Annotated in this window: 11 protein-coding genes; 7 read left to right on the forward strand and 4 right to left on the reverse strand. The window is 70.5% G+C overall.

The genetic code is table 11. The annotated features are described in order from the left end of the window. Positions 1 to 46: 46 nt before the first annotated feature. Positions 47 to 1,306: an MFS transporter gene (locus FCN18_RS29370; RefSeq protein ID WP_228714183.1), complete on the forward strand. Its 1,260-nt coding sequence runs from the start codon at positions 47 to 49 to the stop codon at positions 1,304 to 1,306. On the opposite strand, the gene FCN18_RS29375 is transcribed toward FCN18_RS29370, so the two are convergent. Beyond that, complete coding sequence (locus FCN18_RS29375) at positions 1,260 to 1,910, reverse strand: O-methyltransferase (protein WP_112275981.1); 651 nt, start codon at positions 1,908 to 1,910, stop codon at positions 1,260 to 1,262. The two genes, FCN18_RS29370 and FCN18_RS29375, sit on opposite strands and share 47 nt — an antisense overlap. A gap of 179 nt (positions 1,911 to 2,089) precedes the next feature. On the opposite strand from FCN18_RS29375, the gene sigE reads away from it, so the two are divergent. From sigE to tatB, 4 genes are all read left to right on the forward strand, one after another. Continuing rightward, positions 2,090 to 2,728 carry an RNA polymerase sigma factor SigE gene (gene sigE / locus FCN18_RS29380; RefSeq protein WP_112275983.1) on the forward strand — a complete coding sequence of 213 codons (639 nt, stop codon included), beginning with the start codon at positions 2,090 to 2,092 and terminating at the stop codon, positions 2,726 to 2,728. Beyond that, the gene (locus tag FCN18_RS29385) at positions 2,725 to 3,408 is read left to right on the forward strand and encodes a zf-HC2 domain-containing protein (RefSeq protein WP_137096622.1); all 684 of its coding nucleotides are present in this window, start codon (positions 2,725 to 2,727) and stop codon (positions 3,406 to 3,408) included. Before sigE ends, FCN18_RS29385 begins: the two co-directional genes overlap by 4 nt. 113 nt (positions 3,409 to 3,521) lie before the next feature. Continuing rightward, positions 3,522 to 5,051: a S1C family serine protease gene (locus tag FCN18_RS29390; RefSeq protein WP_137096623.1), complete on the forward strand. Its 1,530-nt coding sequence runs from the start codon at positions 3,522 to 3,524 to the stop codon at positions 5,049 to 5,051. Between the two features lie 41 nt (positions 5,052 to 5,092). Then, positions 5,093 to 5,503, forward strand: a complete 411-nt coding sequence (gene tatB, locus FCN18_RS29395; protein WP_112275987.1) for a Sec-independent protein translocase protein TatB — start codon at positions 5,093 to 5,095, stop codon at positions 5,501 to 5,503. A gap of 233 nt (positions 5,504 to 5,736) precedes the next feature. Here the strand turns inward: tatB and FCN18_RS29400 are convergent, their stop codons facing one another. Genes FCN18_RS29400 through FCN18_RS29410 form a run of 3 tightly spaced genes read right to left on the reverse strand, consistent with a single transcriptional unit; the run spans position 5,737 to position 8,700 of the window. Continuing rightward, on the reverse strand, positions 5,737 to 6,882 hold the full coding sequence (locus tag FCN18_RS29400) for an Mrp/NBP35 family ATP-binding protein (protein ID WP_112275989.1): 1,146 nt from the start codon (positions 6,880 to 6,882) through the stop codon (positions 5,737 to 5,739). After that, positions 6,879 to 7,409 (reverse strand): DUF1003 domain-containing protein, encoded by a 531-nt coding sequence (locus tag FCN18_RS29405; protein ID WP_112275991.1) that lies wholly within the window; start codon positions 7,407 to 7,409, stop codon positions 6,879 to 6,881. Before FCN18_RS29405 ends, FCN18_RS29400 begins: the two co-directional genes overlap by 4 nt. Continuing rightward, a complete protein-coding gene (locus tag FCN18_RS29410; protein ID WP_112275993.1) occupies positions 7,402 to 8,700 on the reverse strand; it encodes a magnesium transporter MgtE N-terminal domain-containing protein in 1,299 nt (432 codons plus the stop codon). The genes FCN18_RS29405 and FCN18_RS29410 overlap by 8 nt, the downstream gene beginning before the upstream one ends. Positions 8,701 to 8,958: 258 nt before the next feature. Between FCN18_RS29410 and FCN18_RS29415 the strand changes: the two genes are divergently transcribed. After that, entirely contained in the window at positions 8,959 to 9,822 is an 864-nt protein-coding gene (locus tag FCN18_RS29415; protein ID WP_137096624.1) for a slipin family protein, read from the forward strand. 28 nt (positions 9,823 to 9,850) lie between these two features. Further along, positions 9,851 to 10,487, forward strand: a 637-nt coding sequence (locus FCN18_RS29420; RefSeq protein ID WP_206077837.1) for an acyl-CoA dehydrogenase family protein, incomplete at its 3' end; no start/stop codon positions are given.

Here is a 10,487-nt window from a genome sequence, read left to right on the forward strand (position 1 = left end):
ATCCGCGCATTGGACGTATTGATTGCCGGTGCTTAGCGTCGCCGGAGTGGTGACGTTGGCGCGGGAACGCGCGGTCGGGACCCGCTGGGTCAGCCTGGCGACGGCGGCGGCGGGCGTGTGCTCGTTCGCGCTGCTCTACGCGCCGCAGCCGCTGCTGCCGCAGCTGGCGGCGGAGTTCGGACTCGACCCCGGCAGGGCGTCGCTGGCGGTGAGCGTCGCGACGGGAGCGCTCGCGATCGCGGTGCTGCCGATCGCGGTGCTCTCGGAGCTGGTCGGGCGGCGCCCGATCATCGTCGCGTCGGTGCTCGCGTCGGCCGCTCTCGGACTGGCGCTGCCGTTCGCGCCGTCGTTCGAGGTCCTGCTCGCGCTGCGGGTGCTGCAGGGCATCGCGATCGCGGGCTTCCCCGGCGTGGCCGCCGCGTACCTGGCGGAGCAGCTCGGCAGGACCGGCGTCGCGGCGGCGGTCGGGATGATGATCGCGGGCAACACCATCGGCGGCATGGCGGGCAGGCTGGCGAGCGGGTTCACCACGGACCGGCTCGGGTGGCACGGCGCACTCGCCGCGGTCGCGGTACTGGCCCTGCTCTGCGCGCTACTCACCGTGTTCACCTTGCCGCGCAGCCCCCGTTCGCGTAGGGAGCAAGGGAGCTTTACTACCGCGAAACGAGAGCAAAGCTCCCTTGCTCCCCAAGAGACGGGGTGGGGGAGGTTGCGGAGCGTGTTCGCCGGGATCGGGTCGGCACTGCGGAAGCCGGTGCTGCTCGCCCAGTACGCGGTCGCCCTGCTCGCCATGGGGTCCTTCGTCGCGCTCTACAACGCCGCCGGGTTCCGCCTCACCGCCGAGCCGCTCGGGCTCAGCCCCGCGATCGCCTCGCTGATCTTCCTCGCCTACGCGCTCGGCTCGGTGTCGTCCGCGACGGCGGGCAGGCTCGTCCACCGGCTCGGCCGCCGCCGCTCCCTGCTACTCGGCCTCTCCGCGACGATTGCGGGCACCCTGCTGACGCTGCCCGACTCGCTGCCGCTCGTCGTCGCCGGATTCCTGCTGCTCACGGCCGGGTTCTTCGCGGCGCACGCCGTCGCCAACGGGTGGGCCGCCGCGGAGGCGCCCGAAGGGGCGCGCGGCCAGACCGGCGGCATCTACACGCTCGCCTACTACCTCGGCAGCAGCGTTGGCGGCACCCTCGGCAGCGTCGTCTACGGCCACGCGGGGTGGGGCTGGCTCGTCGCCGTCGTCACCGCGTGGCTGGCGCTCGCGATGCTCAGCTGCCTACCGCGGCCGCGAGCAGCCCGTTCCCGACCGGGATGATCGCCGGGCGCAGCCGCTCGTCCTCGCGCACCGCCCTCGCCACCTCGCGCAGCGCCAGCAGCTCGGGGTCCCGTCGCGCCGGGTCGCCGAGCCTGCCGCCGACCAGCACGTTGTGGAACACGATCACGCCGCCCGGCCGCAGCAGCTGCACGCCGAGGTCGAAGTAGCCGGGATACTCCACCCGGGCCGCGTCGGCGAACACCATGTCGTAGCCACCCGAGGTCAGCCTCGGCAGCACGTCGAGTGCTTTGCCCATGATCAGCCGCATGCGCCCCGGCGGGAACCCCGCGTCGAGGAACACCCTGCGCGCCGAGCGATGGAACTCCGGTTCGAGGTCGATCGTCGTCAGCACCCCGTCCGCGGCCATGCCTCTCAGCAGGTGCAGGCCGCTCACGCCGGTGCCCGTCCCGATCTCCACGACGGCTCTGGCCTGCAGCGTCGCGGCGAGGAAGCCCAGCGCGGCGCCGGTCGCGCACGACACCGGCAGGCAGCCGAGCTCCTCGGCGCGCGCCCGCGTGGCGGCGAGAAGCTCGTCGTCGGGGAGGTAGCTCTCGACGAAGTCGCCGAGGTCCACCGGCCCCGTGATGCTCGTCTCGGAGTTCACGCGCAGAGGTTAGCGCGGCAGCCCCGGCGACTCGGTCAACCACGCTGAACCATCTTCTCAGGCTGCTCTCAGACGCATCTCACTAGAACCATAAGGAAGCACGGAAAACTACGTCCCAAGGATGGGAACACTCCACGCAGCCGCTGCGTTGGGCAGGGTGAGTAAGGGGGAGCAGGCCGATGGAGGTGCCTCAGCTGTCGCGAAACAGCACGCAGACCGCGCCGAAGCCGACCGATGCCGAGGTGGCAGAGCCAGCCATGGTGAGCGCCGCGGGCGATCAGGGGGACGCCGCGTGGACGCCGCCGTCGTGGGACGAGGTCGTGCGCGAGCACGCCGACCGCGTCTACCGGCTGGCCTACCGCCTCACGGGCAACACACACGACGCCGAGGACCTCACCCAGGAGACGTTCATCCGGGTGTTCCGCTCGCTCGCGTCGTACAAGCCCGGGACGTTCGAGGGCTGGCTGCACCGCATCACCACCAACCTGTTCCTGGACATGGCACGGCGCCGCTCGCGCGTGCGCATGGAGGGACTGCCCGACGACACCGACCGCATCGTCGGTGACGACCCGAGCCCCGAGCAGGTCTACTCCGAGACGCACCTGGACCCGGACCTGCAGGCCGCGCTCGACGACCTGCCTCCGGAGTTCCGCGCCGCCGTCGTGCTGTGCGACGTCGAAGGCCTTTCGTACGAGGAGATCGGCGCGACCCTCGGGGTTAAGCTCGGCACCGTGCGCAGCAGGATTCACCGCGGCCGCCAGGCACTGAAGGCCTCCCTGGAGCGTCGCCGCGCGCTCAAGTTGGAGGCCACGGTATGACGGAACACCGGGGGTGGGGGCTCCCCGAGTCGCACCTGTTGCCGGACGCGGTGGTCGCGTTCGTCGACAGGGAGCTGTCGCTGGGCGCCCACGAGCGCGCCGCGGCACACATCGCCCGGTGTCCGGGCTGCGCGGCCGACGTACGCGCGCAGCGGCAGGCTCGTTCTGCCGTGCAGCACGCACAGGCTCCCTCGATGTCGCCCGGGTTCCTCGCGAGCCTGCGCTCGATACCGGAGCACACCGACATCACCACCACGCCGGACAACCTCGCGATCACTGACGACGGCCAGCTCGTCGCCATTCAGCGGCCCGAGCGCGTCGCCGGCCTCCGTAACGGCCTGCCCAGCGGTTCGCTGGGCAGCTCGGCGCCACTGGGCAGCTCGGCCAATGTGCTGGGCAGTGGCGCACGTCTCGGCTCCTCCCGGCGCCGCGCGGCGCAGGGCGCCGGCGTCGTCGTGTCCGGTCTGGTGCTGAGCGCGCTCGCGCTCGTCGCCACGGTCGGCGCCGACGACCCCGACAGCGAGCAGGGCGGCACCGCGCCCGCTGGTGTCCTTCGGGCCCAGTTCGGCAACGGCCCCGCCCCGACGCCGACCACCACAAGCGTCAGCACGACCGCACCGGCGCCGGCACCGGCACTGAGCACCACCCAGGCCGCCGCGCCGATGGAAGGTCCGCGCTGAGCAACACCCACTTCACTGTGGGGGCGGCAGAATTCGAGTGCTGAGCTCGGCGCGTAGGGTCGCCTCGAGCAACCACGCACCGAGCACTGAAGCCGTCTGTCTGTCGGGGAATGATGAACCAGCCACCGAACCCGCCCGAGGAGGAACCCGGCGAGCAGGGCCCGCGGCTGCGGCCCCGGCCCATCGCGCGTCCCTCCGTTGATCCGGCACTCGCCGCGACGTTCGGCAGGCCGCGCGGGGTCGAAGGTCCCTTCGACAAGCTCTACACCCCCGACACCGCCAGCCACCGCAACGGCGGCGCCGCCAAGCCGCCGCCCCCCGAATCGCTGGCCGAGGCGTTCGGCAAGCCGCCCGGCTCGGAGAGCGTGGTTCTCCAGCGGCCACCGGACGACAACGGTGCCCGCCCCGGCCAGGAACCTGACGAGCCGCTGTGGTCGTCGTCGCGAGACCCGTGGCGCGACCCCGGCTCCGGCGCGGTGCTCGGCGGCCCCGCGGTGCTCGCGGAGGACGACGAGCCCGACGACGAGGAACGCCCGCGCGGAGCGCTGCTGAGCCTTCCCGAGGTGCTGTTCGGCCGCCGTGTCAAGCCCACCGCGCTCGCCCTGCTCGGGGTGATCGCCCTGCTGGTCGGCGCGGTAGGCGGGCTCGTCGGCTGGGGCCTGGCGAGCGCGGGCGACTCGCTGACCGGCGAGCTCAACATCGCCGAGGCCGAGGCCGGCAGGGAGCGGGCCGCCGGCTCGATCGCCGACATAGCGAAACGAGTGTCGCCCGCCGTCGTTTCCATCGAGGTCAAGTCCGGGCAGTCGGGCGGCTTCGGCTCCGGTGTCGTGATCGACCCGCAGGGCTACGTCGTCACCAACAACCACGTGGTCTCGCAGGCGACGCGCGACGAGGAGGCCGAGATCACGGCCGTGTTCATCGACGGCACCAGGGCGAAGGCCGAGATCGTCGGCACGGACCCCAAGACCGACCTCGCGGTGATCAAGGTGAGCGTCTCGAACCCCGTGGTGATCGAGATCGGCAAGTCCTCCGAGCTGGCGCCAGGGGACGCGGTGGTGGCCGTCGGCTCGCCGTTCGGCCTGGAGAACACCGTCACCGAGGGCATCGTCAGCGCACTGGACCGCCCCGTCACGGCGCCGGGCGAGAACGGCGACCCTCCGGTCACCTACGACGCGATCCAGACCGACGCCGCGATCAACCCCGGCAACTCCGGCGGCGCGCTGGTGGACTCGACCGGTGCCCTCGTCGGCATCAACTCCCTGATCCGCACCGTCGGCACCGGTGGTGAGGGCGGCAGCATCGGCCTCGGTTTCGCGATCCCGGTGGACCAGGCCATGCGGATCAGCGAGGCTCTCGTGCGCGACGGCAAGGTCAACCACGCCGACCTGGGCGTCAACGCGTCGTCCGTCGCGGCCAACACCTCCGAGGGCGCGCAGATCCAGAACGTGGTCGACGGCGGCCCGGCTTCGAGGGCCGGTATCAAGGAAGGCGACGTGATCACGAAGGTCGGAGACCGCCAGGTGCGCAACGCCGCCGAGCTGACCGTCGCCGTCCGGGAGCACGACATCGGGGAGGTCGTGCCGATCCGGGTGGTCCGTAACGGTCGTCCCCTTACCGTCGACGTCACCTTGGGTTCAGACTAACGCGGTACGCTGGTCGCGACGGTTCCGAGGAGGTTCGCAGCGTGTTCGAAAACATCGGCTGGGGCGAGATCCTCGTCCTGCTCGTTGCCGCGTTGTTCATCCTCGGTCCCGAGCGGTTGCCCGAGGCGGCCGCCTGGCTCGGCCGGTCGGTGCGCAAGGTCAGGGACTTCGCCTCCGGCGCGCGCCAGCAGTTGCGCGACGAAATGGGTCCCGAGTTCGAGGAGTACCGCAAACCGATCGAGGACCTCCGCTCGCTGCGCAACTTCGACCCGAAGCGCGCCGTGGCCCAGCACCTCTTCGACGGTGACCCGGACCCGCTCGGGCTGAACAACATCAACGGCACCAACGGGCACTCGAACGGCTCGAACGGCAGCCACAAGGCGGCTGCCGCGCCCGCGCCGGAACCACTCAAGGCGGGCGAGAAGCCCCCGGTGGACCCCGACGCCACGTAACCGCCTGCCTGCGAGTCCCCCGCTCGGGCGGGCGAGTTCCCCGCTGAGGCGGGCGAGTCCCCCGCTCGGGTGCGCGAGTTCCCCGCTCGGGTGCGCGAGTTCCCCGCTCGGGCGTGTGAGTTCCCCGCTCGTGCCCGCGAGTTCCGCGTTCGTGTCACCTCGTTCGAAGCACGAGCAGGAGACTCGCGGGGCCTGAGCAGAAAACTCGCGGGGCCTGAGCAGGCGACTCGCGGCTAGCGGCCGGCGGGGCTGACGTTCAGCATCATGCCGGCGAGGCCGCGGGCGCGGACCGTCAGCTTCTCGGCGGCGCCCTTGAGCACCTGCGACGCCGCGGCATCCGGCTCGGCGAGCACCAGGGGAGTTCCCGCGTCGCCCTGCTCGCGCAGGCGCGGGTCGAGCGGCACCTGGCCCAGCAGTGGGACCTCCGAGCCGACGGACTTCGACAGCGAGTCGGCCACGGTCTGGCCGCCGCCGGCACCGAAGATCTCCATCCGCGAGCCGTCCGGGGTCTCCAGCCACGACATGTTCTCGATCACACCGGCGATCCGCTGACGCGTCTGCAGCGCGATCGCGCCAGCCCGCTCGGCCACCTCGGCCGCGGCCTGCTGCGGCGTTGTGACCACGAGGATCTCGGCGTTCGGGATCAGCTGGGCCACCGAGATCGCGATGTCACCGGTGCCCGGCGGGAGGTCCAGCAGCAGGATGTCCAGATCGCCCCAGAACACGTCCGCGAGGAACTGCTGCAGCGCGCGGTGCAGCATCGGACCACGCCACACCACCGGCGTGTTGCCGGGGGTGAACATGCCGATGGAGATCACCTTCACGCCGTGCGCCTGCGGCGGCATGATCATCTGCTCGACCTTGGTGGGCTTCTCGCCCGCCCCGAGCATGCGCGGCACCGAGTGCCCGTAGATGTCGGCGTCCACCACGCCGACCGAAAGCCCGCGCTCGGCCATCGCGACCGCGAGGTTCACCGTCACGCTCGACTTGCCGACGCCGCCCTTGCCGGACGCGACGCAGTACACCCTGGTCATCGAGCCGGGCTGGGCGAACGGGATCACCGGCTCCGCCGAGTCGCCGCGCAACCGTTTGCGCAGTTCCGTGCGCTGCTCGTCGCTCATCACGTCGAGCTCTACATGGACGTCCGTGACACCCGGCAGCTTCGACACGGCCGCCGTGGTGTCGCGCGTGATGGTCTCCTTGAGCGGACAGCCTGCCACCGTGAGGTACACGGCGACGGTCACCGCACCGTCGTCGCCGACGGTGACGTCCTTGACCATGCCGAGCTCGGTGATCGGTTTGCGGATCTCCGGGTCGTGGACGTCGTTCAACGCAGTCCGGACGTCCTCGACGCTGGGGGTCTCTTGCGTAGTGGTCACTGCTCGGGCACCGACCTTCTGTCGCTGGCGGTTGCGGTTGCTTTCCTCATGCTACGTGGCTGCCCATTGAGGTCTTCCCGCAACTTGTCCAGCTCACTGCGCAGATAGTCGCGCGTGGCCACCTCGCCGACGGCCAGCCGCAACGCCGCCAGCTCCCGCGCGAGGTACTCGGTGTCGGCCTTCGTCTGTGCCGCCCGCAGGCGGTCTTCCTCCAGCGAGACGCGGTCGCGGTCGTCCTGCCGGTTCTGCGCCAGCAGGATCAACGGCGCCGCGTAGGCGGCCTGGGTGGAGAAGGCCAGGTTGAGCAGGATGAACGGGTACGGGTCCCAGCGCAGCGTCACCGCCGTCAGGTTCAGGGCGATCCACACGATCACCACGAGCGTCTGCCAGAACAGGTACTTCCCGGTGCCGAGGAAGCGCGCGAGCCGCTCGGAGAACCGGCCGAACGCCTCCACGTCGACGTTGAGCGCCAGCCGCCGTGGCTGCCGTGGCTGGTCGAGGCGTCGGCGGCTCAGCAGCTCAGGCATGTTCGGCCTCCTGTGTCGTCGCGGTGCCAACGTCGTGCAGTCCGGTCTCGCGCCAGCCCTCGGGCAGCAGGTGGTCGAGCACGTCGTCCACGGTCACCGCGCCGAGCAGGTGGTCCTCGGAGTCCACGACCGGCGCGCATGTGAGGTTGTACGCCGCGAAGTACCGCGTGACCTCGGTCAGCGACGCGGTCGGCCGCAGTGGCGGGAGGTCGGTGTCGGCCGCGGCGGCCACCAGGTCGGCGGGCGGCTCGCGCAGCAGCTGCTGGAAGTGCGCGCAGCCGACGTACCGTCCCGTGGGCGTCGCGCTCGGCGGGCGGCACACGAAAACCATGCTGGCCAGCGCGGGGGTGAGGTCGGGGTTGCGGATGTGCGCGAGCGCCTCGGCCACCGTGGCGTCCGGGGTCAGCACCACCGGCTCCGGGGTCATGAGCCCGCCCGCAGTGTCCGACGAGTACTCCAGCAGCCGCTTGACGGGCTCCGACTCGTCCGGATGCATGAGCTCGAGCAGCCGGTTCTGGTCGGCGGGGGTCAGCTCGGACAGCAGGTCGGCGGCGTCGTCGGGGTTCATCGCCTCGAGAATGTCGGCGGCGCGCTCCTCGGCAAGGTGGGAAAGCAGCTCCTTCTGGTTGTCCTCGGGCAGCTCCTCCAGCACGTCGGCGAGCCGCTCGTCGTCCATCGCGTCGGCGACCTCCTGCCTGCGCTTGAGCGGCAGGTCGCGCAGGGTCGCGGCGACGTCCACCGCGCGCATCGTGTCGAACAGCATCAGCAGCTGGCCCGCGCCCTGCGGCTGGCCGGTGAGGTCGGCGAGCCCCAGCCCGGAGACCTCCGCCCACGGCAGCACCCGCAACGCCGAGCGCCTCCGGCCGATGCCGAGCGGTCCGCTCCGCTCCTGGATCGCGAGCTTGGCCAGCACCCAGTCCCGCGTGCGCGCCTGCTCCATGGCGGCGTCGACGACGGTGACCCTGACCCCGGTGGCCGCGAGCGTCGCCCGCGCGTCGAACAGCTGGCCCAGCACCAGCACCTCGTTGGGGCGCTGGGTGAACCGCCGCATGTTCACGGAGCCGCTGGCGAGCGTCACGGCGTTCGGCTCGATCGCGGTGACCCGCAGCATGGGGACGAAGACGCGGCGGCGCGTGGCCAGCTCGACCACGAGGCCCAGCACGCGCGGTGGCTGCTGGTCCAGCCGCAGGCCGGCGACCAGGTCACGCACCTTTCCGATCGACTCGCCGTCGGGACCGAACACCGGCAGACGTGCCAGCTGAGCTGCGAAGACCCTGTTCACGGCAGCCATGGGGCCAGACTATGCCGTCAGCGGTGTCACTGCCCGGCCACGCGCCGCGACCCGTGCGGAGCCTTTCGTCTGCCCCCCAAGGCCACCTTTGTTGCGTTGAGCGCAACAAAGGTGGCCTTGGGGGGCAGTTCAGGAGCTGCTTCGTGAAGGTGCCGGGGGGATGGTCCCGTCGCGCACGACCGGCGGCATCTGAACAGGATCAAACCCTTTTCGCCGGGAGTACGATCGGTTGACAGGGGTTCACCATTGGGAGCCGCCATGCTGGTAGAGATCCTGACCACCGTGGCCGCCATCGGCGCTGTCGGGCTGGCGGCCAGCGTAAGGGTCGTGAAGCAGTTCGAACGCGGTCTCGTGTTCCGCTTCGGCAGAGTGAACAGCCCCCCGCGCGAACCGGGGCTCACCGTGATCGTCCCGATCGTCGACCGGATGACCAAGGTCAACATGCAGATCGTGACGCTGCCCGTGCCCGCGCAGGACGGCATCACCCGGGACAACGTCACCGTGCGCGTCGACGCTGTCGTGTACTTCAAGGTGATCGACCCGAAGCAGGCGATCGTCGGCGTCGAGAACTACCGGTTCGCGATGCTGCAGGTCGCCCAGACGTCACTGCGCTCGATCATCGGCAAGAGCGATCTCGATGACCTGTTGTCCAACCGCGAGCGGCTGAACGAGGGCCTCGAGCTGATGATCGACAGCCCCGCGCTGGGCTGGGGCATCCACATCGACCGCGTGGAGATCAAGGACGTCGCGCTGCCGGAGACGATGAAGCGGGCGATGTCGCGGCAGGCCGAGGCCGAGCGCGAACGGCGCGGCCGCGTCATCGCCGCGGACGGCGAGCTCCAGGCTTCGGAGAAGCTCGCCAAGGCAGCAGAGCAGATGGCCCACACGCCGTCGGCGTTGCAGCTGCGCCTGCTGGAGACCGTTGTGGAGGTCGCCGCGGAGAAGAACTCGACGCTGGTGCTGCCGTTCCCGGTGGAGCTGTTGCGGTTCCTCGACAAGGCGGCGTCCGGCACCGACCAGCCGTCGGTGCCGGAGCAGAACCGCACGGTGACGAACGGTGAGCATGGTGCCGCGCACCTGACCCCGGGGGACGAGACGGGAAGGGGCCATACTCAGCGGTAACAAAGAGCCGAGTCACGGGAGAGAACGCATGGCCCGCCTTGCGCAGACCGCTGGTTTGACCGATGTGCAGCAGGAGATCTTGTCGACGGTGCGGGGGTTCGTGGACAAGGAGATCGTTCCGTATGCGCAGGAGCTGGAGCATGGGGATGTGTATCCGGCGGACATCGTGGCGGGGATGCGGGAGATGGGCCTGTTCGGGCTGATGATCCCGGAGGAGTTCGGTGGGCTGGGTGAGTCGCTGCTGACGTATGCGTTGGTGGTGGAGGAGATCGCCCGTGGGTGGATGAGTGTGTCGGGGGTGATCAACACGCATTTCATCGTGGCCTACATGCTGCGTCAGCATGGCACTCGGGCGCAGCAGGAGCGTTATCTGCCGCGGATGGCCACCGGGGAGGTGCGTGGGGCGTTCTCGATGTCGGAGCCGGATCTGGGCTCGGATGTGGCGGCGATCAAGACTCGTGCCAGGCGGGACGGTGATGACTATGTCATCGACGGTTCGAAGATGTGGTTGACCAACGGGGGCACGTCGAATCTGATCGCGGTGCTGGCCAGGACCGACGAGGGTGGGGAGAAGCCGCATCAGAATCTGACGGCGTTTCTGGTGGAGAAGCCGGAGGGCTATGGCGAGGTGGCGCCCGGCCTGTCGATTCCGGGCAAGATCGAGA

The sequence above is a fragment of the Prauserella endophytica genome (genome assembly GCF_005146945.1).
Lineage (GTDB): Bacteria > Actinomycetota > Actinomycetes > Mycobacteriales > Pseudonocardiaceae > Prauserella_A > Prauserella_A endophytica.